Consider the following 25,513-nt stretch of genomic DNA (forward strand, 5'->3'; position numbering starts at 1 on the left):
TTTTGATGAAAAAAATCAGAAAATTACTATTATTTGCGATTGCAATTTTCATAGCATACAGCGGTTTAAGCATCCTATATTACAGCATCAAGCATGATCAAGAACAAGTCGACGCTGCGATTGTACTCGGAGCGGCAGCTTGGAACGGAAAGCCATCTCCTGTCTTAAAAGGACGAATCGACCACGCCATTTCACTCTATAAAGAAGGCATGGTTGATAAAATCATTTTCACAGGTGGGAAAGCGGAAGGGGAAAAACTGGCTGAATCGGAAGCTTCAGAAGTTTACGCTGTTTCACAAGGCGTGAAGGAAGAGGACATCTTAATCGAGAATAAATCCCGAATCACTGAGGAAAACTTGATTTATACAGCAGATTTGGTAGAGGGGAAAGGTTTGAATACCTTTGTCCTAGTCAGTGATCCACTGCATATGAGCAGATCAATATTCATGGCGAAGGAACTTGGAATGGATGTATATTCCTCACCTACTCCAAACTCCGCTTATAAATCATGGAAAACACAGCTTCCGTTCTTTCTGAAGGAATGGGTGTATTTAATGGGGTATCAAATAACGGCACCGTTTCGGGATTTTGAAACGACATCATCTTAAAAACAAACCTGTTGTCATGGAAAATGGGTTTGTTTTTTTTGTTTTATGTATCATGAATGTCTGATTGTGCACTTGGGTAACATCAAATTTGTTCTAATAGACCACCTAATGATCGTGCCTGATGGTTTTCCCACACCGACATTGCAATTGGACGTGAGTCTCGAGTTTCACGATAAACTACAAGTCATCGTAATAAAACTAAATCACCTCATTACCCTCGACAATACACTGGACTTCAAAACAACAAGCTATATACACAACAGAACTCCACAATAAAAAAAGGATGCCCTTCACTCAAGAGGCACCCTCCGATTTACTTTCATACCCTTGAACAAATAAGCTTTCTCCTTCCATCCACTCAGCGAACAGGACGTCTTTTACTCGCCCTTTTCCTAAAAGTCTAAGCTGTTCATGGAGCCATTTTTCATCTTTATGAATGAGTTGAAGATTGTCACGAATAATTTCTCCATCGAGGACAACGCTGACTGGGAGCGTACTTGGGTTTTTTACAATATTCAGGTCCTGAGTAATAATCGTAGAGTACTCTGGTTTCTTCACAACACTTACACTTCCATCTGTTTCTAAAATTGCAAACTCGCACTCACGAATAGAGAAGATATCTTTTTTTCGCAACAGCAGTTGGAGTTGATTTAAATCTAGATGATTTTTCTTTAGAGCTTTATAAACGATTTGTCCTTTATGTATGACGATGGAAGGATGTCCTTCTAAAAATCCGCGGAATCGCTGGACTTTTTGTGTCGTGATTTCTGTTATATATACGAGTAGCCCCCAAAAGGCAACCGTAAATAAAACCTCTAGAACACCGACATGATCATCATATAACGCATTTCCTACAAGCTCCCCAAGTATCATAGCCGAGATAAAGTCGAAAGCTGTAATTTGTGTAATCTGCGTTTTTCCAAGTACTTTAGTTAATAAAAAGAGTGCAATGTAACCCGTAGTTAATTCCGTTACAATTTGTGTGTAATGCATGTTCTTCTCCCAATATCTTTTTTAACAAGTGTTACCATAAAAATCGAAATTAAAAACAAATAAATAATATGAAATTAAGGATAATAATGATGAATAGATGGCTAGTAGTAAAACTTCAATAAAAAAGGCATTGGATTCTAATGATTTCCAATGCCTTTTTTATTTACAATTGTATTCCTGAATTATGCAGGATAGTAAATTACCATACTCAAACGAGTCAATGTATTTCCAGAATTATGGTAAGTATGAGATCTGTCAACTTTGAATCGAATCGAATCGCCAGTCCTTACTATATATTCATGATTATTCACATTAACCGTGAGTTCTCCTTCAAAAACCGTGATAAATTCTTCTGTTCCTTCTCCATGTGAACTAGATTGTAGGTGTCCACCTTTTTCAATCTCAACTGAAAAAACTTCAAATCGTCTGTTATCTTCGAAAGGAAAATAAGGATATACTCGGTACTTTCCTTCATCTTCAGAAAGTTCTTGTACTTCACATTTTAAAACTATTTTAGTATCTGGTTGCGGATTATTGATCAATGAAGTAAATGAGATTTTTAAACCATGGGCAATTTTCCAAAGAGTTGTAATGGTAGGACTGGATTCGCCTCTTTCAATTTGACCAATCATCGTTTTACTTACTCCTGTAAGTTCTGCTACTCTTTCAAGACTAAGTTTTTTCTGTTCTCTAAGCGTTTTTAAATTTTTTGCAATGATAAGATTTAATTCCTCCATACACTTTACTCCTATTTTTATTGTGCGATATAACGTCTGTATTGTACAATATTATGTAAAAGGTCGTTATATCGTCTGTTTTAGGCATTATAACATATATTCAAGAAGGGGGAGCTCGTTATGCCGTTATTTTCATTTTTGCTTTACGTTTTTGTTACTTCCTTTACTCCAGGTCCTAATAATATTATGGCAATGGTATTTGCCAATCAATACGGCTTGAAAAGGACGGTTAAGTTTTGCTTTGGAGTCAGTGTTGGTTTTTTTGTGATCATGGTCATATGTAGCTACTTTAACCTTTTCCTAAAAAATGTAATTCCTAAAATTGAACTACTCATGTCAATCGTAGGTTCTTTCTATATGTTGTATTTAGCTTTTAAGATCATTAAGAGCAAACCTAATGATCAAAATAAAAGTGAAGACAAGAATAACACTTTTTTTGCAGGGATGATACTACAGTTTGTTAATCCGAAAGCGATATTATACGGCATAACGGTCATATCTACTTTCATCATTCCCTATCATTCATCGAATTCTAGTTTAATTATGTTTTCATTATTTTTGGCTGTTATTGGTTTTATGAGTACGTTCAGCTGGAGTATATTTGGTTCACTTTTTCAAAGATTATTGTCAAAATATAGAAGCCGATTTAATATAGTTATGGCTTTGTTATTAATTTACAGTGCTGTTTCTATTTTAGTTTAATATTTTCAAATCTAGCAGGTACGGAAATGATGAACGGTACCGGGATAATCAATTAGTGCATTTTTTTAGTAATTGTTCCAAAGCAATATCCCCAATTAAAAAGAGCGTTCACTTCTAAGGAAGTAACGCTCTTCACATTTATGTATTACTTACTTTTCAACATAGTTTTATGAGGAATGCCCGCATCCATGAATATTTCAGAGACTGCTTCGTATCCAAGCTTTTCATAGAATGGAATGGCTTGCGTTTGTGCATTTAATTTTAATTTGTGGATACCTTTCTCATATGCATAGGATTCTATGGCATCCATAATCAAATTTCCTGCTCCTTTACCACGCTGGGAAGAAAGGACGCAGATGCGTTCGACTTTGCCGATGCCATCTAGCACTCGAAATCTCCCTGCACCTACTGGAGTTTCACCATCGTATAAAACGAAGTGCTTAGCTTCATCCTCAAACGCATCAATTTCCTCTTCTTCTGGTACGTTTTGCTCATCGACAAATACGGTTCTTCTAACAGAATATGCATCTTCAAGTTGTTGTTCGTTTTCAACAGTTATTACGTTCACTCTTATTGTTCCTTTCCAAGACGGAATGTTTCATATACAGTCCAAGAGCCATTTTCTAATTGATATAATAAATGGAAGCGGTCGATAGTTTCTTCGTGGCTGAAATCCAACATACGAAGCTGACCATATACATCTGAATGCTCGTCATTGGATAGTTTTTGAGCAAGAGTAATATGAGGTACGAATGAGTATTCAGGCTTTTCACCAAGGAATTCATTATGCATATCATCATGAAGAGCTGTCAGTGTCTCATTTCCATCCACTTTTAGATAGATGACATTATTTACTGGAGAAAATGAGCTTACTTTAAGAACGTTTATATTGAATGATTGATGTTTTTTCGCGATATTACTTAGCTCGGAGGCAATGTCCTTAATACGCTCGTCATCTGCTTCAAACGCAGCTTTTAATGTTAAATGTGGTGTGATTAAAGCATAATGTGGGTCATAGCGCTTTCGGTATGAATTGACGAGATCTTGTAGCTTCTTAGATGGGAATATAACAACTCCATATTTCATGTGAAAACCTCCTGTTTATAAAAAGTAATAAAATAACGAGATTAGCTTTTTTCAATATTATAACAAAAAATTCGGAATTTAAGGTAATGAAACGTTTGTTATATTTATGTTACTTTATGAAGACTAATGATAGTAAGAAAGAGCGGGTGCATTAAGTCCTACCCGCTCCATAGTCTAATTTCTTCATATAGTATGTGTTAAGTTTTTCCAAGTCATTCATCAAAAAGAGTGCTTTAACGCTTTTGGAAGGTCTTTTTGCCAATATTTCCACGTATGTTCGCCTTCGAATTCCTCGTAATGCATGACAAAACCTTTTTGCTTGAACAGTTCATGTAGCTCTCGGTTTGGCTCAATGAAGTTTTTATGTTGGCCGTCTGTCGTTGGTACATTCGTTTCTTCTGTGCCAATTACGTGATAAATTGACAGTAGGTGAGGGCTTTGGAATTTTTCTACCTCATCCATAACGTAGCTATTCACAAAAGGGGACTGCAGAATCAATCGTCCGAATGTGTGTGGGTAACGTAATGCCGTTAATAGAGATATGGTAGCTCCAAGTGAATCACCAATTAATGCACGTCCCATTCCAATTTGATAAGTAGGGAATTCTTGATCTATGAACTTCACGAGCTCGTGTGCAAGGAAACGGATGTAGGCTTCGTGCTTCTCTCCGCTCGGATGATACTTGCTTCTACGGTCTTGGACGTCTTTATAAGGAATGCCGACGATGATGACATTTTCCATTTCACGATTGTGAAGCAATTCATCAGCAGCTCGTCCTATTCGACCTAGCTGGAAATAATCTTTGCCGTCTTGTGCTATTAACACCGTATATTTGTATAAAGGCGAAAACGTAGCAGGCAAATAAACCAATAATGGAATTTCTTCCTGCAAAGCCTGGCTGGTAAACGTGATTTCTTTAATTGACCCTTTTGGTACGCTCATGATGTACCCTCCTGTAACACGTGAATTTTTGTACTTTAAGTAAGTATAAATTGGCAGCAAAGATGAATGCCGAAGTAGTGGCCAATTTTATGATTAAAGTAAAAGTGCAACTAGGCAATTGCCAGCGTTTAGGCTGACGCTAGCCAAGTTTTCTAATAGGGTTTTCCCACAGCCCATTTTAACATACAAAGATAATGTTTGCTTATACAGAGTCTAGTCTCTCTAGTAATAAAAGACATGAAGGAAATAGAGAGACAAGTCACTGATAATTGAAAACTAAAAACTCCACTCTTTTAGAAGTGAGATCTATTAAAAAAGGAATGTTCCGTCCACTAATTACTATGTAAGTTGGAAATGTCCACATAGAGTATTAATTATTATTCAACTTCGTAATAAGCTTAGCTGCAATAATCGCCATTAGTACAGTATTAGTAACCATACCTAAAATCATTTCTGATGCAGCTATGGCATTGGAAGTTATACCAATTGATGTTATATCCCCATACCCTGTTGTTGTAAAAGTTGTGATGCTATAATATAAGAAATCATTTCCAGAAAGACTTTTTCCCGAAAAATTAAAGGCTTTATCACCTTTTATTCTATACACTTGTAGATACAAATTAGCATAGGTTAACAAAATCAAGCCCAATAATAATGCGGATCCAATGACAATATTCCGTAAACGTGCTTTCGTTTTAGGGATGGAGATTATGAATTCATAGAGCAGATACAAACAAATTATGTAAAACATTAGAAAAACGATTACTAGTATATATACACCAATTCCGTGTTTTACTTTAATAAATGAGAAAACCACTAATAAAGCAAACGCTAATATATTGAGAATGAAGTAGAAAATTAATTTCTTTTTATTGAATTCTCCCAAATGGAAAAATTTTTTCTTCATATAAAACCTCAGTTTTTTTACAATATCTTTCCACGAGTATTAATAATTCATTCAATGAATAGAGGATCAAAAATGAACATTCGAACTGAAACACCTAATGATTACAAGGAAGTCTTTCATCTAAATTATTTAGCATTTGAAAACCGAGAAGATGAATCAAAACTGATTGAAAGGATTAGGGAATCAGAAGATTTTATCCCTGAGTTGACCCTAGTAGCTGAAGACCATGGGGAAATCGTAGGGCATATCATGTTCAGTAATGCCAAAATAATAAATGGTCATGAAGAAACTGAAGTGATCGCGCTTGGTCCTGTGGCAGTAAGCCCCGATTGTCAAAAGAAAGGCATTGGAGGTTTATTAATTAAGGAAGGTTTGCGGAGAAGTAAGGAAATGGGGTTCAGATTAGTGTTCTTAATTGGACATCCGACCTATTATCCTAGATTCGGTTTTAAGCCAGCCGGTCATTTCGGATTTCAATTAAAGCAATTCCAGGTTCCAGAGGATGTATTTATGGTGTACGAATTACTAGATGGTGAACTGGAAAGAGTATCGGGTGAATTACGTTATTCAAATACTTTTTTAGGATGATGTGGGTTCCAGTATTAAATTTTTCTACATAAAAAAGTTTAATGGATTGTCATGTGGGGTATTAAAAAGTGCACGACCATAAACTTTAAGGAGTGGATAAAAGATGGAAAACAATGAAAACCTTAACAAAGCCAAACAACAACCTAATCTTGAAGAACTCCAGTCACTGGATCGTGAAAAGGTATATGAGAAACAATTACAAAAGAAACGGCAACCTGAAACAACTAATTTGGAGCAAGTGTTAAATGAAAATAGTGAAGCGGGACAAGCATCTAGAAGATTCGATAGACAACTTTAATTGAAACACCCCTTAAGTGCTGATACTTAAGGGGTGTTTTAATGGACATTTTTATTATTGGATTTATTAGTTTTAGAAATATACTTCTAAAGTTTGTTCTTCTATCATATCTATCTTATTATTATTTCCTGCAAAATGAATGATATGTTCCTTGATGTTTGGATAGAGTATGATATTCGGTAATTGGGATAGGGGTATCCAGTAACAAATAAATAAATCTTCCGTCTATCTATTTGAGGTGAATGTGATGAAAAAAATGACTATGTTTATTCTCCTGATTCTGTTGGTCGGCTGTTCAAATACGAATCTTACTAATGGAGACCAATTCATTACAAAGAAAATGGATGATACCATTTCAAACTACATCATCGATCACTACAAGAATGTTTATCCTAAATCAGACAAACAAATTGAAGTGCATTTAGTGTATGGAACAGAAGAGAAAAATGGGATGACAAAGGTGTTTATCCGATCATTTTATCAAGGCTTTAATATAGCAACTGGAGCACAAGGTCTTTCAGGTCATTCCTTGCCAGCGTTAATTACAATGAAGAAAGATGGAAATGAGTATAAGGTTGTGGAGTATAAGGAAGCAAAGGATGGAAGTGACTATGCATCATCCATTAAACGCATGTTCCCCAAGCGATTCGCAGAAATGGCCCTTTCTAATTCTGGGAATTTGGATGAAGTAGAACATGAGATGAATGAAAAGGTAGAGGAATGGTTGGAGGAAATAAAACAAAATCAAAAAGATTGAAACTCAAAGTGTTCTCTTTTAGGAATATAGACTGGAAGATTAGATTTCAGGAAAATTGATTGACAAAAATGCATATTAATATTATATTAGTAAGTGTCTTACATAACCCGATTCCGTAGCTCAGCTGGGAGAGCGCTACCTTGACAGGGTAGAGGTCGCTGGTTCGATCCCAGTCGGAATCATATAGAAACTAGGCTTCTATCTCTTATTAAATAAAGGGATTGAGGCTTTTTTTATTTTGTACTGCATTTGGTTACCTGTTGTTTAAAATTGTAGACTACACATTCATTGCACATTGTCTTTAAAAAAATTCTGTTCGAATTTATTTGCTGTTTATCTTTGTATTCTATCCAGTATTTTTTGCACAAGAACTATTTAACGCGCTAATAAATATAATAGCATACCCTTCACTAGCTGAGGGGTATGCTATTAATCTAATCGATATTACCTTAAACCATATGCCTTAATTACTTCCTGAGAAATTTTATTTCCTTGATCATCCCAAGCGGTTGCACGGAGGGAAACATATTTGTTTGAGTTAGGATTGTTAATTTTAGCTGTCCAACGATCATTCGCCGTACGCTCGAGATTCACAGTCTCCCACGACTCTCCTTCATTAAAGGAAACCTCTAATGTAGCACCCTCTAATTTACCATACTCTAATTTACTAAAGCCCTCCCAATCAAGTTTTGCAACAGATAGCTCGAGTGCAGTAGATGGTGCCGCAAGTGCGTTACCGTTCATATCGGTCTCAACCTTATAATCTAGTGAATAGAATGGGAGTAAAGTTTCGAATTCTTCGCTTTTTTGAGACCAGAATGTCCATTCTGTATGCGTACTTATTGATGTTTTCCAGCGATTCGGATCACGCTTAGCATCACTTACTAACCTGTATTGTGTTTTTTCTTCTGGGAATGGAGTATTTAAGTTCATAGCTTGTCCTTTTTTTTCACTAAGAAGGGTATCTCCTTGGAACAATTTAAGTGTTTGATTTTTTAAGGATTCGTTATATACTTCACCGCCTGTAGAGCCATTCCCTGAATCGGCCAAAGCAGGAATATTAAAGTGTAAATAGTTCCTTTGGCGGGTAGGTGGGAAATAGCCTTGACCCAAACGCGGACGCACTACTGGAGAGAACCATTCTTCCTGAAGTCTTTGTCCTTTTTCATACGTAACTGAAGGCTGGCGAACTTCCCATGGACTGTCTAATACCGCTGCTTTGTGATACCATCTAGTATCTTTTACTGCTGAAACCCACTCTGTTCGAACAGAAGGCAACTGTAATTTTTGTAATTCCCCTACAGCATTTGAATATGGACGCATATCAAAACGGAACTCTCCTCCAGGTGCTTCACGGTCTGATTTGTAACGCGTGTCGATCTGAACGAGTTCCTCGTTAGATGGTGCATATTTTAAATTATTTGGAATCTGGTCTTGATGAACATCCATCAAATCATATACATATGGTGAATTTGTTTCACCTTCAACAAACAGGTTCAGGTTGCCAGAACGTGCTGCTGTGATCACTTTATCTCCTTCACCTTTACTGATTCCAACAACTGCAAGAGGGATGTCCGTTTTATCCGGATTTCCTGCAAACGCATTGAATTCCTTATCTTCATTGTTTACGATGATCAACAGCTTTGCACCCGCTTCATGTGCAGCAGCGGCCTGCTCAGAAGGCGTAACTTCACTGTTACGATCTACAACAACTGCTTTTCCTTTTGCTTTTAGACGCTCATAATCTGCTGAAGTCCCTTTTCCTGCATAAACCGTTGATAAGTTATATTTTCCATCGAGCATTGTACTTCCTGCAAATGGAACGTCATCCAATTCTTTTCCTTTAAAGTTAATCTCAAGTAATGGCTTCGTTAAACGCCAGCGAGTCAAATATTCGAAGTCTCCTGTTTTAACTTCCGTTGTTGGGACAGCATACATTTTATCGATCCATGGAAGCATGGTATTAGAATGAGTAAATGGTTTGCCACCAAGGGAACGGTAGTATTGCATGCGCTGATAGCTTGGTTCTGTATTCTTCTGTACTTCTACTGTAATTTCTTTTGCTTTTCGAGCATCAAGTTCCACAGTTTGAGGACCGTCTAGCTTGATTTCAGGATTACCGACTAATGCTACACCACTATGATCTGTTTCAGTATCCACTGACATATAAGACATGGCTGAATACGTGCCAGGGGGTAATCGTAATTCTGTTGATCCGTTTACAACAATGAATTCAGGTTTTCCCAGGTCTTTGTTAACGAGCGCGACACCAGTAAGGGTAGGATTTCCATTACGGTCCGTAGCGTTAAACGTTAGCGGATATTTTTCTTCTTCTTTCACCATGCCCATTGAAGTATGAGCCACTTGCTTGCCTTCAGAATCAGTTGCTGTTAGATGTCCTTCATAACGCGTGCCTAAGTCTCCAAGTTGTGGATTCAATGCAACGGTTACGTCTTTAGCCCCGTTAGCCGGAATGGTAATTTGACTCTCAGAAACCGTTAGCATACCATTTGGTGCGGCATTACCTTTTCCATTCTTAAAATCAGCATGAAGATCTAAGGTTACAGCTGAGTCGCTGTCGTTTGTGTAAGTAACTGTTTTTTGTACAGATTGCGCATTATCATTTGGCCATTTAATGAACCCAAACGATATTGAACCAGTTGCTCTCACTGTACTAAATGCCGCTGCTGGGACATCTAATCGACCTGATCCAATATGATAAGGCGAATAATTTAATTTCTTGGATGTACTCATCAACGCTTCTTTTAGCTGTGTACCATTCCAATTAGGATTTTTCTGCAGCAGAATCGCAGCTGCACCTGCTACATGCGGTGTTGCCATGGATGTACCACTCAGACTCTTGTAAGATCCGCTTCCTGATGATAGTCCAGATCGAGCAGCAACAATCCCAACACCTGGTGCAGACAGGTCAGGTTTCAATCCCATATCTCCATAACGAGGTCCTTTTGATGTGAAAGGAGCAATCCTGTCTGTTTTATCCACAGCACCGATCGTTAAAGCAGCTTCAGCAGATCCTGGTGAACCAATGGATCCTTCAGCTCCTGAGTTTCCAGCAGCAATTACAAAGAGTGCACCTGTTTCTTCACTTAGTCTATTTACGGCTTGAGCCATCGGGTCTGTTCCGTCACTTGGCCCGCCTCCCAAACTCATGCTTACAATCTTAGCGTTGTCTGCAGCCCATTCCATGCCGTCTATAATCCAAGAATCCAAACCACTTCCTTCGTTGCTTAACACTTTACCTACGAGCAATCGAGCTTCAGGAGCAACTCCTTTATTCTTGCCCTCAGAAGCAGCCCCTGTTCCTAGTACTGTTGAAGCGACATGAGTACCGTGACCATGACCATCATCAACTGTTTCTCCCGGTACAAAACTTTTTGCCTCGTCAATTTGATCCGCAAGATCAGGATGATTTGGGTCGATTCCTGTGTCAAGTACAGCTACCTTAACGCCCTTACCTGTGTAACCTGACTCCCAAGCGGCTGGCGCACCAATCTGAGGTACACTTTGATCTAATGTGGCTTCCACTCGGCCATCCAGCCAGATCTTTTCAATGCCCTTGTCGAACAAAGCATTGTTTGTTGTTGCAGCCTCAGGTGTGACATCTTTCCAGAATGTATCCGCTTCCATTTTGAAAGCAGAGAAGGCAGCAGCGTTAATACTCTCTAACACTCGAACCTTTTTTGCACCTTTTGGCTCAGCTTTTGGTTGAACAGCTTTACCTTTTGATTCAGTGTACTCCACGATTATGGGTAGAGAAGAAAGACTTTTGTCATCATAGCCATTTTTAATCAATTCCGTTATATTAAACAGATCCATATCCAACTTATCAGCTGCTAAGTAAGGCATAGCTGAATTTGGAATAACATACGTCTCTTCACCAATATCTAGTATCTGAGCACCTTCACCATTTGGGTCAACAGGCTCTACGTTAATAACATTCTTGCCGCCTGCAATCTTTTGAATGGTAACGACATCACCTGTGATCAGCGTGATTTTTTGTTCATCAGCACCATTAATACTGTTTACAATGGCAGAATGCTCAGGTGGTGTCTTTTCATTTGTTGTTTTATCGATTGCTTTTACACTATGAAAGGTTGATGCAAGCAAAAACGCAGATAAAGAGGTTGCCATAATCCTTTTCATGTTCAAATAATTCACTGTACTTCCTCCTAAAAAACCGATTAATAAAATAAGAGCATCTAATGAGATATTGTCTTGTTGCAGGGAATTCATTGTTAGAAACAAATTGGGGAGTTAATCGTATACGTAGAAAGAAAACAACTCCTAGGCCAATTAGAGATTCTATGATTGCAGTCAACGCCAGTATCACGAACACCGACTTTAATCCCTTTACCGGAAATATTCTCGGCATGCATCTTGTCCACGCCTATTTGCGGAACGCTGTCTGCCATTTTCGGATCAATGGCTTCCTTTGTTTTTACCGATGGTTCCACTTTTACCTCGTAATCTATAAAAATACGATTAACTACTCCTGATTGCAGCAAATCTTGCACTGCCACGCGAGGCAGCGTCATCACTACAACGTTGATGGCGTTTTTATACTCTCTTGTTATGTTTAAATCTTTCTGATTACATCCTCTCCTAATCGATAATTTTAACGAATCACAAATAAATCTAGTAAATTGGAATTCTATCCATATCATCACATATTCTTATTTTTCTGGAAATTAAACATAAGGAGTAAATTATATATACTATTAGTTCTACACCAACATAAAACAAAAGATCTATTCTAGCCCTTTTTATTTGAGTAAGTGCTTACATATCTTTCATTTAATGTAAGTTTGATTAAAGGAACTTGTTTCAAAAGATCAAGATCGATCTGTAGTCGGAGAATCGAATCTCGATGGGATAGGAAGTCTTTTAAGGGTTCTGGTGCAAAAACTTCAAAATATCTGCAAATAATCTCCCAAACTTGAACATACTGATACTATTACTCTAAAAAAGGAAGTGATGTTCAGTATGGCAAAGCAAAATCTATTCAAATGGAAACATTATCAACTTGATATTATTTTATGGCTCTTTTCGTAAACTTTGTTGCTATTAACATTTATTAGTGAAAATCGGTAATATGATTTTTACGGTTTCTACCTTTCATCGCACATACAACCACAATAACAAGTGCCAGGTACCTTCCAAATTTAATGGATGGTGCCTGGCACTTGTTGTTATTTAATTAATATTTCTCATTTTTGTAGGATTTTTTAACTCGGAAAAAGAACTACTCCTTATAAATAATTTGTACTGGTGATGATACGATGAGAATCGGTAAATTTGGTGAAGCGAATAAATTAAGTATTGATACCATTAGACACTATATGGATTTAGGATTAATCGTGCCCGAAAAGAAGGGTGGGCAGTACTATTTTGATGAGCGATGTCAAAATGATTTAGAGCTTATTTTGGAATATAAAGGGATGGGTTTTAGTTTAAATGAGATTAAAATGATCTTTCTTTATAAAAAAATTGGGAAATTTACGGATTATGAAAAAGATACCTACTATCAATCTCTGTTTTTGGATAAATACGAGAAGTTGGAACAGGAAATAAATAATTTAGTAAAAAGTAAAGACAAACTAAAGCAGAAATTGGAAGATATATCAGTGAAATCTGCGGAATCTAGCTCAATGATGGGGATTGATTTAAAAGTACTTGATATGCTGAAATGCTTAAAATGTAGTGAATCACTCTCTCTTCAAGATGGGATGATCAGTAGGAATCAGATTCTGGAAGGGAAACTAACCTGCGATTGTGGAGAAGAGTATTCTATTGAATCGGGTATATTAATTATCGGTAAACCGTTCAAGTCTATCGCTGGAATTTCTTTTGAAAATAATATTCCCGAATATATTCATGAAACAGACCCAGGTTTTTTAGAAAATCTTCATATAGGACTTCACTGGGCAAAAAGAAAGCTTGGTCAAGTTGATTTGCACAATAAAGTACTACTTGAGTTAGGAACAGGAGCTGGATTCTTTCTGCGAAATATTTATCAAGAATTGCCAGAGGATTGCCTATATATTGCTGTTGATCGCAACTTGGAGCGGCATCGATTTTTAAAAAGTGTGCTTGAAAAGATTGATATCAAAAGAAGAATTCTTTTTATTTGTGCAGACTTTCTAGACATTCCTATACAGAATCATTCTGTCGATATGGTAATCGATCAATCGGGGACAAGCAATTATAGCTTTTCTCATGAGGAGTTTTTGCTTCTTCAAGTGGATTCCCTAGTTAAACCCGACGGATATTTATTGGGGTCCTATTTTGGTTTTGAAAATTTCAGTCACAAAAGCAAAATCGAACCCAAATATAGAAATAACTTTTCAATAAATAAAATTAAGAAAAACATTAGAGAGTTAAAGTATATTATCCTGGAGGACAGGACTTCTGAATCTATTGATAAAGGCGGAAGGTACGAAGATTTCTTTGTACAGGGTGAAGTGATATGTACCTATACGTGTTTTGGAAAAAGGTAGGGTTAACCCTATCTTTTGTATTTTTCCTCTAAAAATTTCATTGAATCTATATATTGATATTGGGTTCACCCTACGCCTTAAACTTTATTTTAAAGAAGTGAAGCGAGGTGGATGATTCATGAACGCATTACAAATGAGTATAAGTGGGGAAAAGGACCGAAACGAAATAAAAAACCTATTCCTCTATTCTACAGGGAAGACCGTTTCGATATTTGGTACAGCTATTTATAATTTTGCGTTAGGTTTATATGTATTAAAGCTAACAGGGTCGGCGTTAAGTTTTGCAGTTACCCTCATTTTAGGAATTATTCCAATGATTATTATTAATCCGTTTGCCGGAGTGATTGCTGATAAATTCAATAAGAAGACAATAGTTGTTTCGATGGACTTGGCTAACGGAGTGTTGTTAGTTTCTGTTTATGTGTTAAGTAATATATTTGGATTAAATCTATTTCTTATTTATGCTACTACCTTTCTGATGACATTGTTTACTACCTTCTTTGGGGTAGGGCTGGAAGCAGCAAAGCCTAACATTGTGTCTGAAAAAATGTTGATGAATATTAATTCCATTAGTAAAATTATTGATTCAGTCGCCTCTATTATGGGTCCAATGCTAGGGGGAATTGTGTTTGCGATCTTTGATATCAGAATTTTTATTATCATAAATGGAATATCCTTCATCCTTTCCGGATTATCGATGATGATGATTAATTTCAAGCTTTTCAATCATCATTCAAATGAAAATTCTTCTGGTGGGAAAATTCATATTATTAGAGATATAAAGGATGGATTTCACTATTTGTTAGAAAGAAAGAGTATCATGAATTTGTTTATCCTCTTAATTTCCTTAAATTTCTTTCTCGGTTTTGCTGTGACTATTCCATTACCATATATCATTAATACAGTTCTTGAGCTAGGTTCAAAGGAATTTGGTATTATCCAAGGGGCTTTCCCAGTAGGTATGATCTTAGGGGCTGTATTGGTAAAAAAAATCACTAAAAGAATATCCTATTCCTCTCTCTTAAAGTATTTAAGTTTTTCCTTATCGATTTTTATGATCATCACAGGATTCCCAGTCATGCTGGGAGTTTTTCCATTGGATCCTATCTTTTATATCGTTTTTTACAGCGCTGTCTTGTTCTTTATTGGGGCCATCGTAGCGTTGATTGATATACCTATTTCTTTTTTCATGCAAAAGGAGATTTCAGATGAATATAGGGGCAGAGTAATCAGCATTGGTATTAGTATAGGGAAAACGATGCTTCCTGTGGCGATGCTGACTTCAGGAGTTCTGTTAAACTTTATTCCATCTTATATCATGCCTATTGCAGGTGGAATGCTATTCCTTCTATTCAATATACGTTCCTCGACTAAGTTAAACATTGAACTTACTTCAGAAAAAATTGGTACTTAATATGTTATTTTTCAAAGGAAAAGTGCCAAAAGGAAGTAGTCGTGTTCAGCAGATTCATATTTATAGATTATAATTGCTAAGTTAATCCCCAATGTGTATTAAGCTGCATATACTTTTTATTAGCCTATGCACTTTAATAAGGAGAGAACGCATGTGGATACTACTCAAAACTTTTCTTTAAGTTTGCCCCATCCATCTCGCTGGGGGCTTAGCACTGAAATCGGAGGAAGAGCAATTGTAAGAGCTGTATTAACCATCAACTCTGTCTCTGGGAATATGGTAATAGGAACTGCCAATTTTCGAGGTTCACCGATCCCAATCAGTGGATATTGGGATGAAAATACTAAACAGATAAGGTTTGATACACCTTATGCATCCTATTCAGGTCAATTACAAATTTTTGATGATGTAACCATCAGAATTCGTCATTTGATTTTAAGTGGACGTTTTGTAATGAAGCCTCCTTCTTTACAGGCAGGGCAGTATGGAAATTGGATTGCTACAACGAATACCATACTTACTGGAACACCTATAAACAGCACTTCCGTCCCTCCAGTTGGTGCCTTTTTAACTTCTGATTTGCTTTTTAATACGCCTCGAATATTTTATTAACCTGTTAATAAAAAGTTTTAAAATATAAGTGGTTGGGAAAATAAAATAATTTATCATGTAGAAAATAATACAGCCTGGATTCTACCGGGCTATTCTTACATCTCATATTATGAATGTAGTTGAAGCTTCATCCGAAAGGATTCAAAATCCATGATGTTTATTTAACATGGAAAATGAAAAGCCGATTCTTCCTAGCACGGGGAATCGGCTTTTTCTAGTTAGATTTTTTCACTTCTTTTTGTTGCAATCAAGGCCAATACTACTGCTAAAAATCCCGCGGTTAGTTTACCGACAATTAGTGGAATGACAAAGGTTTTCTCCAAGCCAGCTACAAATCCTAAATGACTGCCAAATACAAATGCGCCACTGACGGCAAATGCAGTGTTAACGACTTTACCGCGTTGATCCATTTCGTGTAAAGTGGCAAACATCGGAATGTGATGTGCGAAGGATGCAATAAAACCACCTAATGCTTGTTGATTCATGCCTAGCTTTTTACCAAGTAATACAAAAGGCTTCTGTAAAACTTTAACTAAAACAAATACAAACGGAAAGGCGCCGGCAAGCATCATGGTAATTTTACCGACCGTTACAAATCCTTCTGATAGCGGCATCATCCCTGGGATTAAAACAAATCCTGTTAAAGTTTCAATGATAATTGAAACAAGGCCAATAATAATGATCACTTCAATTCCTTTTCCAAACCATGTAAATCCACGAATCATCATGGTTTGAAAGCTTAACATACCGATGGCGATTAAGACGGAAATGAGTATGGAAGGCAGCAAATTTTTTAACATCCATACAAATTCAAATCCTGCTACAAATCCTCCTGCTAAACAGCCGAATGGAACCGTCATTAGTCCAATCAAAATCCCTTTAGCAAAGAAGGGGTGATCCTTTTTTTGAACGATACTTAGGGCGACTGGAATGGTAAATACAATGGTAGGACCCATCATCGTACCTAAAAACACCCAAGAAAATAATGCAGCATCACTGGACAGTGCCATTTCATTTGCTAAAGAGTATCCACCCATATCTAGTGCTAAAAACGTGGATGAAAACATCGCTGGATCAGCCCCAAGAAATTGGTAGACTGGTGATACAATCGGGGTCAATAATTGAGCTAATACAGGTGATAATGAAATCATCCCGACCATTGAAAGCGCTAAAGGCCCCATAGCTTGAAAGGCGTCTTTGAATTTTTGACCGACTCCAAACCGATTGCCTAGCAGATAATCCACTGCCCCTAAGACCATAAATCCTGTCATGATAATAATTATGATTTCATTCACTCGAACACGACCACCATTCATGTAAAAGGTCAGCTTAGATTTAGTATGACCTTTCTTTTTTAAATGCTTACAAAATCAGCAAATCCTTGGTTGAATGGGTAATGATTTCATAGCCTTTGTCTGTTACGACCACATCATCCTCAATTCTGCACCCACCCCATCCTGGGATATAAATTCCAGGCTCGACGGTAACTACCATACCTGATTTAAGAACTTCTTCACTTTTGTCAGAAAGACGGAGCGGTTCATGCACTTCTAATCCTAGCCCGTGACCTGTTGAATGCCCAAAACGTTGACCATAGCCTTTTTCAGTAATATAGTCTCTCGTGAAATCGTCAATCCTTTTCGCTTTTTCACCTGATCGAATCGCCTCAGTCCCACGTTTTAACGCTTCTAAAACGGTATGATAAATATTGCGAAACTCATCTGAACACTTCCCAACAGCTATTGTTCTCGTGATGTCGGAGCAATATCCCCTATACAAAGCACCAAAATCAAGAGTCACCATGTCTCCGTGCTCAATCACTTTTTCAGAAGCTACTCCATGAGGTAAGGCAGCCCTCTTCCCGGAAGCAACAATGATATTAAAGGACGAAGAAGAAGCACCTTGTCTGCGCATGAAAAATTCGAGTTCATCACGAATATCAATTTCCGTTACGCCAGGTTTAATCATATTCAAAACATTATCAAATGCTTTATCGGCAATTGTGGCTGCCGTTCTCATAGTCTCTAATTCTACTTCATCCTTGATTTCGCGAACCTTTTCAATAATATTTTCCAATTGGATAAATTGTACATTTGTATATTTTTGAAGTGAGGAGAAAGTTTTTAATGTCATAGCATTTGCTTCAACAGCGACTATTTGAATGCCTTGACGCTCGATTTCATTTGCAACCTCTTTTTCAATATTTCCATCATGAATGATAGTATTTGCATGTTTCACTTCGTCTTGAGCCTGTTCACCATAGCGGAAGTCTGTGATAAACGTTGCGCTATTCTTTGAAACCAGAACCATTCCAGCTGACCCTGTAAAACCTGTTGCATATCGACGATTTTCACTTTTAGTTATTAAGATTGCATCAACTTCATTTTCAATAAGCTGCTTCTGTATTTTTTCGATTCTGTTCATCATTTTTTCTCTCCTTGTACAATCATCATGTTTTTCGGGAATTTTGTTAATACTTCATAGCCACTGTCCGTAATGACAACATCGTCTTCAATTCGAACACCACCAAGCCCAGGGACATATATACCTGGTTCAATGGTAACCACCATGCCTCGTTTTAAAACGTCATCATTCGCTTCGTTCATAGAAGGTGCCTCATGAACATCAATTCCTAAGCCATGTCCGATTCGATGCGGGAAATAATCACCATAGCCAGCCGTTTGAATTACTTCTCTTGCAGCTAGGTCAACATTACCAATTCTAGTCCCTGACTTACATGCATTTATTCCAGCTACATTTGATTGCAAAACCGTATTATAAATCGCCTGTAGTTCATGAGTGATATTACCAAACAGGACGGTTCTTGTAATATCTGAACAATATCCTTTATATTTCACACCTAAATCAAAAAGGACAGTATCTCCTTTTTTTAATGTATTATCACCTGACACGCCATGCGGGTTACTTGCATTTTCCCCAAACAAAACGATTGGAGGGAACGACATTTCTCTTATTCCTTTTTTCTTTAATTCATATTCAATCTTTCCTAGTACTTCAAGTTCAGTGATTCCTTCTGTTAAGGCTTCTATCCCCACGTATACTCCTAAATCAGCAAAAGAGGCTGCTTCTCGTAAAATTTCAAGTTCATTGTCATCTTTTACTAGTCGCATCTCCGTTAGCTTTCGATCTAGGGATCTAAATTCTATATCACCCAAAATTTGTTGCAGGTTTTCGATATAAGAATAAGAAATTTCATGCTTCTCAACTGCAAATCTCGTTAATTCTTGTCTAGATTCAATAACATTGCGAACAAGTACCCACGGATGATCTGAGTCTGTATAACTGATAATCGGATAGTTCCATCCTGCATCCTTCAGCATGGGAACTTCCATAGCAGGTGTAACAAAGATGGGTTCTCCATTTTCAAAGACGAAAATTCCAACAAACCGTTCGTGTGGATTGTAATCGAAATTCGATAAATAAAAAATATTATGGCGCGATGTTACTAAGCCGCCTGAAATGCTTTCTTCTTTCAAATAATTTTGCAATGCTTGCAATCGGTCATTCATGCCCCATTCTCCTTTAATATAATGATAAATCTGCTCTTGAAGAATTGATGCAAGTATTGTGCCATCAAGAAAGCTTAATACCTAAAGTAAATGTCAAATGGAGTGTAAAGATTAATAGACAATAATAGGTGTATACTGTCTAGGTTTTTAGACAATAAAAAAACAGTGCATCAGCAAATGAGAGGCACTGTTTTCTAGCATTAATGCTTAATATTTAATTTTTTCATTTTATTGTATAAAGTAGCTCGAGAAATTCCTAGTTTTTTAGCGGCGGAGAGTTTATTTCCATTCTCCATTTGAATGGCTTCCATAATTTTATTTCTCTCAAATTCATTTAGATCTATCTGCAAAGAATCATCAGTATATAAAGACGAAGAGGTAGCCTGCATCAGTTTATGTGGTAAAGCACCGACCGAGATGCTACCGTCTCCTGATAATAACACCAATCGTTCAATGACATTTCGAAGTTCTCTAACATTTCCAGGCCAATCGTATTTTAATATGATGGAAGTGACCTGGGGATCTACGACTTCTATGTTCCGATGGTACAGTATTGAAAATTCATTGATAAAAAGATGAATGAGCTCCATGATGTCTTCTTTTCGTTCTCTCAATGGAGGAATCGTTATGGATAAAATGTTCAGTCGATAATATAGGTCTTCTCGGAAGGCGTTCGCTTCTACCATTCTTTCTAAATCCTTATTTGTAGCAGCGATGATTCTACAGTTGGCTAATAGTTGCTCTGTACCCCCGACACGATAATACGTTTTATCTTGAAGCACACGAAGTAGCTTTACTTGCATATCCAATGGTAAGTCACCAATTTCATCGAGAAAAAGGGTACCGCCATTTGCTAACTCAAGTTTTCCTGGCTTACCCTTAGCATCTGCCCCTGAAAATGCTCCTTTTTCATAGCCGAAAAATTCACTCTCAAACAACGACGGAGTGATCGCACCACAGTTTACAGCGATAAATGGAGAGTCTGATTCTTTGTAATAATGAATTGCTTTTGCAAAGACTTCTTTTCCAACTCCTGTTTCACCAAGCAATAAAATGTTTGCACTAGTCTCAGACATTTTCTTGGATAACAAAATCGTTTCTTTAATAAGTTGGCTCGAACCTCTAATTTGTTGAAAGGAGTCCTGTGACGATTGAAGCCTTGAAACCTCCTTCTGAAGTTGAAGGATTTTGGAGGAAGCATACATAAGCTCTTGATTCATTAACACTTGACTTGTAATATCCGTTTCTGCAGCTACTGCACCAACAATTCGATCTTCGATAATGATAGGACTACTATTAATCATAACAAATAGGTCTTCGCGTGGCTTATGCTGCTTGTGCCGAAACGATTCTCCAGTTTCCATCGTAACTTTATTTAACAGCATCTCCCTAGGAAAAAACTGTTCCATCTCTTTTCCAATAATCTCCTCTTTTGCAATAGAAAAAATCCGTTCTGCCCCAGGAGTCCACACCACCGTTTTCCCGGCTTCATCCACAATCGTGACAGATCCATCCATTGTATCTATCATCGTATTAAAATAAGCATGTAAATACTGATAAGAATCAAAAACTCTATTAAGTAAATTAGGGGCATCTACATAGCCCATGATTGAACCTTCATCATCCGTAATGACTATTATATCGGACGTTTGCAATCGCTGAATCACGTCCTGGATAGAAGCATTGCTCTTAAAAACAATCGCTTCCTTCCAATGAAAATTCTCGATATTTTCGCTTTTATGAGAAAGGTATTCGCTTTTCCTTAACATCCATACAGTATTTCGATGCTGTTTAAACACAAATGCAGCTTCACATTCTATTCTTTTATCTAATTCGGAAAGCAATACAAAATCCGTTTGAATTAAGGTCTTTAAAAGAGGAAGCAGATGCTTCATGATGATCCACCACCTAAACGACTATTCTTACTATTACTCTATCATGTTGGAGCCCCTGTGTCTTGAATGACTGGAGCCGTTTCTGATGGTTAAATTTTGGTAAAGTAGCTGTTTAATAGAACAGCTTCCTTTTGAATCTTGATTATTGTACAGAAAGATAGATATTGAAGAAAATTTAGTAGAATTCCACGCTCGTCCAAACATAAATCAATTTTTAGCATTTAATAAGGATGAGGAATACTTAAAATTCTAATTTTGAAGAACTAGAATCTATATTAAATCGTAAATCTACGTTTTTAGAAAATAAATTTTGATGAAAAAAATTTTATTTGAAAGAGTAATGCAGCCTTGAATAGGAAAATAGTTTGTACCACAATATTCATTTGATTCCTAGTATATACTGTATCAGACAAAAAAGTTAACTATAGCACCAATTCTTATCCAAGGAATTGGTGCTTATTTTATTGACGAGTATATGATGGAATTGTTTTGAATGGACATTGATAGTGTATTCAGAAATATGTTGATAAAATATAGAAAACTGTATTAAGTATGAGCTTAATGAAATAAAAAAAGTATTAATAGAGATTGGAGATATTTATGACCTATTCACTAGAATCTATCGCATTTCTAGATCATGCCATAGATTTTGCAAAACTACATCAAAAGTTTAATAGGTTTAATCCTTTAAAAGTACTAAGAGTGGACCATTTCGAGATTCGTCATTCCAATGTATTGGCTTGGTTGTTGGATTCCGGTGAGAATCATCAATTAGGGGATTTCTTTATTAAAAAATTGCTTTCAAGGTTATTAACAAGGAGCGAGAATGAAGAGAAATTAGCACAATTTGACTTCCTTCAATATATTTACACATCGTTCTCGGATGTGGAAGTATATCGTGAGGTAAAAACTGAGACAGGAAGATTTATTGATTTATTACTTGTTGCACCGAGACATAAGTTAGTGTTAGTGATTGAAAATAAATTCCATTCTTCCGAATCAGTTGGGCAGCTAGATAATTACATAACTTTTGCTAGGAGTAAATACAAGGATTATACAATAGTCCCAGTTTTCCTAACGCTTAACAGTGATACTCCTACTCATATAGATTATTGGATTCTTGATTACAGTGATGTGCTAGAAATCATCACTTTACATTTAGAGTTACACTATGAATCTATTCCTGACAGCGTGTATGAATTTTTAAAACATTATACTGCTATATTGCAGGAAGAACTTGTACCTGATGATGAAATGATACAGCTTGCTTTAAATGTGTATCAATCAAATCGTGCTGCCGTAGATTTACTGTACTTAAGTCAACATGATGAGTTTCGCAATCAGCACAGAAATAAGCTAGCCTTTCAACAAATTGATACATTGACTAGTAGTGAAAAGCAGTTAATTAGTCGAATTTACCAAAAAAAGAAACAAACCCTTGATTATATCTATCGTGTAGGGAGCAATGTATTGCGAGAGGCATTTTTATCATTTGTGCAGAAAGTGGAGTTTCCCGAAGAAGTCTATCAAGCGCATGTACGTGTACCCAACTTTATTTTGCCAGATTGGATAGACTTCATTGAAACTATTGGAGAACCAGAAAAGGGGTACTGGCTAGGGCATGGATTAATTATATGGTTTGAAAGAACCTGGGATGAAAGGTTAAAGCTTAACATTGAGGTAGGCCCGATTCCATTTGAGAACAGAGTGTCCTTATTAAAGGCTCTTGAAAAACAGGGTATTTCAATTCGTCCCTCTGCAAAAGAAGAAGGGAAAAAATATACAAAAATATATGTGAAAACGATCGATATAAGTGATTGGGCCAATAAAGATGGTATAGTAGCAGGGATGGAAAGACTTTATTACGATACAAGCTTTAAGGACACCATCAAAAACATTGCTTCTGCAATTGAATCTATGCAATTACATGAAGCTGAATTGGAAGAAGATAGCCAAGTGGAATACAAGTCAATTCAAAGTGTGGATAGAATTCCTAAAGATGCATTCTTAAAGTTCGTTGAAAAAAATCATATAAAATCAGATGACTTCCAACTTCGAAATCGAGACTATTCATTTGTTTTACCTTTATTTAACGATCTTGAACAGAAGTATGGTAAAACTAGAGAAAAATGGTGGTGGCATAACGGTGTATTCATATATTGGTTCGAACGGTTAGCTGATGATCGCTTAAAACTAACATTGGAGTTAGGACCATTGGAAATCGAAAATCGATTGAAAATACTAGAAGATTTAGAATCTCTTGGTTTAAATGTTTCATCTAAATCAAAACTTCCTTCAGCTAGATATACAAGAGTGTATTCAAAATCGAAAGTGATAGTTAACTGGAACAATGAAATAGAAGTTTTAGAAACAATGCAGAAGCTTTTTAATGAGGAAAAAAATACGGAGATACTTGGAATGTTAAGTTTACTATAATAAGTATGAAAGTAGGATGGGGATTCATGCCAATCTACAATAAATTAGTACGAGATTTAATTCCTGAGATTATTGCTTCATCAGGTAAACAATTCAGCTTCAAGGTTCTTAATGAAGTAGAATATGTAAAGGAACTCAAAGCTAAATGTTACGAGGAAATAAAAGAGTACACATCTACTGAAAATGATAAAGATGCATTGGAAGAGCTTGCAGATTTACTAGAGATTATTAACTCCTTAGCAGCTTGTCATGGTGCATCGATTACTGATTTAGAAGAGGTTCGAAAAATGAAAGCTGAAACACGTGGAGGTTTCCAAAAGAGAATTTTTTTGGAAGAAGTTTTCGATAATATTTAAATTCGGGGGGATCAAATATGAATGAGAAGGAGTTAAAATCTAAAATTCACAACCTAAGCATTTGGAAAAAAGGGGATCAGCGTGCACCTCATAAACCTTTGTTAATTCTATATGCCTTGGGACAACTCCAGCAATCTCATCTTCATATGATTCCTTATGAAATGATTAGAGAACATCTTAGAAAACTTCTTCAGGAATTTGGACCTTCAAGAAAAAGCCACACAACCGTTGACCCATTTATTCGGTTAACTAAAGATGGCATTTGGGTTTTAGATAAAGAATCACCAGTGAAGGAAAAGGCCTTACGTGACAATAATGTTCATGGAGGTTTCACTTACGAAGTATACAATATGCTAAAGGATAACAATCTTCTAATTAAAGAAGTAGCACAAATACTATTAGAAGAGCATTTTCCAGATACTTTGCATGAGGATCTACTATCTGCAGTTGGATTAGATATTGAGAGTAAAAAATCAAAATCAAGAGATCCGAAATTCAGGGAAAAGATTTTAAGAGCATATGAGTATAGTTGTGCGGTTTGTGGTTTTAATGTCAGGCTTGACAACAATCCTGTTGGTATAGAAGCAGCTCATATTAAATGGCATCAAGCAGGTGGACCTGACAATGAGGAAAACGGGATAGCCCTTTGCTCCCTGCACCATAAATTATTTGATAGAGGTGTGTTCACACTAACCGATAATTTAGAATTTATTGTAGCTGAAGCTGCAAACGGAAACAGGGGTTTTGATGAATGGCTTATGAGGTACCATGGTCAATTTATTCGAAAGCCTATTAATCCTACCTACTATCCAGAAATTTCTTTTGTAAATTGGCATGTTAAAGAAGTGTTTAAAGGTCCTGGAAGATATAGTGTCAATAAATACATGTAATTTTTTAATGGAGAAAAATAAATAAAAAGGAATAAGACTGGTAATGGGCCGCAATTCATTGCCGGTCTTTCTGTGCTAATCTATTGGGAATATTTACTTGTAATATTGGAGGAATTACCCATGATATATTTAATAAGACCTAATTTTGGACTTAACCCCGTCAAGTAGACAGCTCTAAAAAAGACTATGCAGCCATCGTGATTCGATACTCAATCGGAGCACGATGGTTTAGTCGTTTTTGGAA

General features: G+C 36.6%; 22 protein-coding genes, 1 tRNA gene and 1 pseudogene. 12 read left to right on the plus strand and 12 right to left on the minus strand.

Annotation, left to right across the window (positions count from 1 at the left end; translation table 11 throughout):
* Positions 1-5: 5 nt before the first annotated feature.
* Entirely contained in the window at positions 6-608 is a 603-nt protein-coding gene (locus tag G3O09_RS18945; RefSeq protein ID WP_163103011.1) for a YdcF family protein, read from the plus strand.
* Positions 609-902: 294 nt separating this feature from the next.
* On the opposite strand, the gene G3O09_RS18950 is transcribed toward G3O09_RS18945, so the two are convergent.
* Together G3O09_RS18950 and G3O09_RS18955 are read right to left on the minus strand one after the other, a co-directional pair.
* Positions 903-1,601: a DUF421 domain-containing protein gene (locus tag G3O09_RS18950; RefSeq protein WP_163103012.1), complete on the minus strand. Its 699-nt coding sequence runs from the start codon at positions 1,599-1,601 to the stop codon at positions 903-905.
* A 182-nt stretch (positions 1,602-1,783) separates the two neighbouring features.
* Positions 1,784-2,338, minus strand: coding sequence for a helix-turn-helix domain-containing protein (locus G3O09_RS18955; RefSeq protein WP_163103013.1), 555 nt, complete (start codon positions 2,336-2,338; stop codon positions 1,784-1,786).
* 120 nt (positions 2,339-2,458) lie between these two features.
* On the opposite strand from G3O09_RS18955, the gene G3O09_RS18960 reads away from it, so the two are divergent.
* Positions 2,459-3,040 (plus strand): LysE family transporter, encoded by a 582-nt coding sequence (locus G3O09_RS18960; RefSeq protein WP_163103014.1) that lies wholly within the window; start codon positions 2,459-2,461, stop codon positions 3,038-3,040.
* 145 nt (positions 3,041-3,185) lie between these two features.
* Here the strand turns inward: G3O09_RS18960 and G3O09_RS18965 are convergent, their stop codons facing one another.
* The 4 genes from G3O09_RS18965 to G3O09_RS18980 form a co-directional block, all read right to left on the minus strand.
* Positions 3,186-3,608 carry a GNAT family N-acetyltransferase gene (locus G3O09_RS18965; protein ID WP_163103015.1) on the minus strand — a complete coding sequence of 141 codons (423 nt, stop codon included), beginning with the start codon at positions 3,606-3,608 and terminating at the stop codon, positions 3,186-3,188.
* Positions 3,609-3,610: 2 nt separating this feature from the next.
* Positions 3,611-4,126 carry a YjcG family protein gene (locus G3O09_RS18970; RefSeq protein WP_163103016.1) on the minus strand — a complete coding sequence of 172 codons (516 nt, stop codon included), beginning with the start codon at positions 4,124-4,126 and terminating at the stop codon, positions 3,611-3,613.
* Positions 4,127-4,345: 219 nt separating this feature from the next.
* Complete coding sequence (locus tag G3O09_RS18975; RefSeq protein WP_205439682.1) at positions 4,346-5,068, minus strand: alpha/beta hydrolase; 723 nt, start codon at positions 5,066-5,068, stop codon at positions 4,346-4,348.
* A 370-nt stretch (positions 5,069-5,438) separates the two neighbouring features.
* The gene (locus tag G3O09_RS18980) at positions 5,439-5,975 is read right to left on the minus strand and encodes an ion channel (protein WP_163103017.1); all 537 of its coding nucleotides are present in this window, start codon (positions 5,973-5,975) and stop codon (positions 5,439-5,441) included.
* 72 nt (positions 5,976-6,047) lie between these two features.
* Here G3O09_RS18980 and G3O09_RS18985 point away from each other — a divergent pair, with 72 nt between their 5' ends.
* The 4 genes from G3O09_RS18985 (at position 6,048) to G3O09_RS19000 (ending at position 7,800) form a co-directional block, all read left to right on the plus strand.
* Positions 6,048-6,563, plus strand: coding sequence for a GNAT family N-acetyltransferase (locus tag G3O09_RS18985; protein WP_163103018.1), 516 nt, complete (start codon positions 6,048-6,050; stop codon positions 6,561-6,563).
* Positions 6,564-6,666: 103 nt separating this feature from the next.
* Complete coding sequence (locus G3O09_RS18990; RefSeq protein WP_163103019.1) at positions 6,667-6,861, plus strand: hypothetical protein; 195 nt, start codon at positions 6,667-6,669, stop codon at positions 6,859-6,861.
* A 247-nt stretch (positions 6,862-7,108) separates the two neighbouring features.
* Positions 7,109-7,618, plus strand: coding sequence for a hypothetical protein (locus tag G3O09_RS18995; protein ID WP_163103020.1), 510 nt, complete (start codon positions 7,109-7,111; stop codon positions 7,616-7,618).
* 109 nt (positions 7,619-7,727) lie between these two features.
* A tRNA-Val gene (locus tag G3O09_RS19000) sits at positions 7,728-7,800 on the plus strand.
* A 262-nt stretch (positions 7,801-8,062) separates the two neighbouring features.
* Here G3O09_RS19000 and G3O09_RS19005 read toward each other — a convergent pair.
* Positions 8,063-11,797, minus strand: a complete 3,735-nt coding sequence (locus G3O09_RS19005) for a S8 family peptidase (protein ID WP_338048422.1) — start codon at positions 11,795-11,797, stop codon at positions 8,063-8,065.
* 146 nt (positions 11,798-11,943) lie between these two features.
* A pseudogene (locus G3O09_RS19010) lies at positions 11,944-12,225 on the minus strand (hypothetical protein); the annotation flags it as partial.
* Positions 12,226-12,918: 693 nt separating this feature from the next.
* Here G3O09_RS19010 and G3O09_RS19015 point away from each other — a divergent pair.
* The 3 genes from G3O09_RS19015 to G3O09_RS19025 all read left to right on the plus strand — a co-directional run bounded on the left by G3O09_RS19015 (position 12,919) and on the right by G3O09_RS19025 (position 16,162).
* Positions 12,919-14,136 carry a methyltransferase domain-containing protein gene (locus tag G3O09_RS19015; RefSeq protein WP_163103022.1) on the plus strand — a complete coding sequence of 406 codons (1,218 nt, stop codon included), beginning with the start codon at positions 12,919-12,921 and terminating at the stop codon, positions 14,134-14,136.
* Positions 14,137-14,254: 118 nt separating this feature from the next.
* Positions 14,255-15,550, plus strand: coding sequence for an MFS transporter (locus G3O09_RS19020; protein WP_163103023.1), 1,296 nt, complete (start codon positions 14,255-14,257; stop codon positions 15,548-15,550).
* A 153-nt stretch (positions 15,551-15,703) separates the two neighbouring features.
* Positions 15,704-16,162: a hypothetical protein gene (locus tag G3O09_RS19025; RefSeq protein WP_240338493.1), complete on the plus strand. Its 459-nt coding sequence runs from the start codon at positions 15,704-15,706 to the stop codon at positions 16,160-16,162.
* Positions 16,163-16,380: 218 nt separating this feature from the next.
* Here G3O09_RS19025 and eutH read toward each other — a convergent pair whose 3' ends face one another.
* The 4 genes from eutH to G3O09_RS19045 all read right to left on the minus strand — a co-directional run bounded on the left by eutH (position 16,381) and on the right by G3O09_RS19045 (position 21,587).
* Entirely contained in the window at positions 16,381-17,478 is a 1,098-nt protein-coding gene (eutH, locus tag G3O09_RS19030; protein WP_163103025.1) for an ethanolamine utilization protein EutH, read from the minus strand.
* Positions 17,479-17,524: 46 nt separating this feature from the next.
* Entirely contained in the window at positions 17,525-18,589 is a 1,065-nt protein-coding gene (locus G3O09_RS19035; RefSeq protein WP_163103026.1) for a M24 family metallopeptidase, read from the minus strand.
* On the minus strand, positions 18,586-19,692 hold the full coding sequence (locus G3O09_RS19040) for a M24 family metallopeptidase (RefSeq protein WP_163103027.1): 1,107 nt from the start codon (positions 19,690-19,692) through the stop codon (positions 18,586-18,588). Before G3O09_RS19040 ends, G3O09_RS19035 begins: the two co-directional genes overlap by 4 nt.
* Positions 19,693-19,892: 200 nt before the next feature.
* Positions 19,893-21,587: a sigma-54 interaction domain-containing protein gene (locus G3O09_RS19045; protein ID WP_163103028.1), complete on the minus strand. Its 1,695-nt coding sequence runs from the start codon at positions 21,585-21,587 to the stop codon at positions 19,893-19,895.
* Positions 21,588-22,187: 600 nt separating this feature from the next.
* Between G3O09_RS19045 and G3O09_RS19050 the strand changes: the two genes are divergently transcribed.
* The 3 genes from G3O09_RS19050 to G3O09_RS19060 are packed head-to-tail and all read left to right on the plus strand — an operon-like array spanning position 22,188 to position 25,269.
* Positions 22,188-24,023 (plus strand): PDDEXK-like family protein, encoded by a 1,836-nt coding sequence (locus G3O09_RS19050; protein WP_163103029.1) that lies wholly within the window; start codon positions 22,188-22,190, stop codon positions 24,021-24,023.
* A 26-nt stretch (positions 24,024-24,049) separates the two neighbouring features.
* Positions 24,050-24,379 carry a nucleoside triphosphate pyrophosphohydrolase gene (locus G3O09_RS19055; RefSeq protein ID WP_163103030.1) on the plus strand — a complete coding sequence of 110 codons (330 nt, stop codon included), beginning with the start codon at positions 24,050-24,052 and terminating at the stop codon, positions 24,377-24,379.
* A 17-nt stretch (positions 24,380-24,396) separates the two neighbouring features.
* Positions 24,397-25,269 (plus strand): phosphorothioated DNA-binding restriction endonuclease, encoded by an 873-nt coding sequence (locus tag G3O09_RS19060; RefSeq protein ID WP_163103031.1) that lies wholly within the window; start codon positions 24,397-24,399, stop codon positions 25,267-25,269.
* Positions 25,270-25,513: the final 244 nt, after the last annotated feature.

The organism is Peribacillus alkalitolerans (genome assembly GCF_010882125.1).
In the GTDB taxonomy this organism is placed as follows: domain Bacteria; phylum Bacillota; class Bacilli; order Bacillales; family DSM-1321; genus Bacillus_BN; species Bacillus_BN alkalitolerans.

Bases quoted from the DNA above. Each gene is read 5' to 3' on its own strand.
- G3O09_RS18945 (WP_163103011.1), top strand. From the start codon at position 6: ATGAAAAAAATCAGAAAATTACTATTATTTGCGATTGCAATTTTCATA.
- G3O09_RS18950 (WP_163103012.1), bottom strand. From the start codon at position 1,601: ATGCATTACACACAAATTGTAACGGAATTAACTACGGGTTACATTGCA.
- G3O09_RS18955 (WP_163103013.1), bottom strand. From the start codon at position 2,338: ATGGAGGAATTAAATCTTATCATTGCAAAAAATTTAAAAACGCTTAGA.
- G3O09_RS18960 (WP_163103014.1), top strand. From the start codon at position 2,459: ATGCCGTTATTTTCATTTTTGCTTTACGTTTTTGTTACTTCCTTTACT.
- G3O09_RS18970 (WP_163103016.1), bottom strand. From the start codon at position 4,126: ATGAAATATGGAGTTGTTATATTCCCATCTAAGAAGCTACAAGATCTC.
- G3O09_RS18975 (WP_205439682.1), bottom strand. From the start codon at position 5,068: ATGAGCGTACCAAAAGGGTCAATTAAAGAAATCACGTTTACCAGCCAG.
- G3O09_RS18980 (WP_163103017.1), bottom strand. From the start codon at position 5,975: ATGAAGAAAAAATTTTTCCATTTGGGAGAATTCAATAAAAAGAAATTA.
- G3O09_RS18985 (WP_163103018.1), top strand. From the start codon at position 6,048: ATGAACATTCGAACTGAAACACCTAATGATTACAAGGAAGTCTTTCAT.
- G3O09_RS18990 (WP_163103019.1), top strand. From the start codon at position 6,667: ATGGAAAACAATGAAAACCTTAACAAAGCCAAACAACAACCTAATCTT.
- G3O09_RS18995 (WP_163103020.1), top strand. From the start codon at position 7,109: ATGAAAAAAATGACTATGTTTATTCTCCTGATTCTGTTGGTCGGCTGT.
- G3O09_RS19015 (WP_163103022.1), top strand. From the start codon at position 12,919: ATGAGAATCGGTAAATTTGGTGAAGCGAATAAATTAAGTATTGATACC.
- G3O09_RS19020 (WP_163103023.1), top strand. From the start codon at position 14,255: ATGAACGCATTACAAATGAGTATAAGTGGGGAAAAGGACCGAAACGAA.
- eutH (WP_163103025.1), bottom strand. From the start codon at position 17,478: ATGAATGGTGGTCGTGTTCGAGTGAATGAAATCATAATTATTATCATG.
- G3O09_RS19035 (WP_163103026.1), bottom strand. From the start codon at position 18,589: ATGATGAACAGAATCGAAAAAATACAGAAGCAGCTTATTGAAAATGAA.
- G3O09_RS19040 (WP_163103027.1), bottom strand. From the start codon at position 19,692: ATGAATGACCGATTGCAAGCATTGCAAAATTATTTGAAAGAAGAAAGC.
- G3O09_RS19045 (WP_163103028.1), bottom strand. From the start codon at position 21,587: ATGAAGCATCTGCTTCCTCTTTTAAAGACCTTAATTCAAACGGATTTT.
- G3O09_RS19050 (WP_163103029.1), top strand. From the start codon at position 22,188: ATGACCTATTCACTAGAATCTATCGCATTTCTAGATCATGCCATAGAT.
- G3O09_RS19055 (WP_163103030.1), top strand. From the start codon at position 24,050: ATGCCAATCTACAATAAATTAGTACGAGATTTAATTCCTGAGATTATT.
- G3O09_RS19060 (WP_163103031.1), top strand. From the start codon at position 24,397: ATGAATGAGAAGGAGTTAAAATCTAAAATTCACAACCTAAGCATTTGG.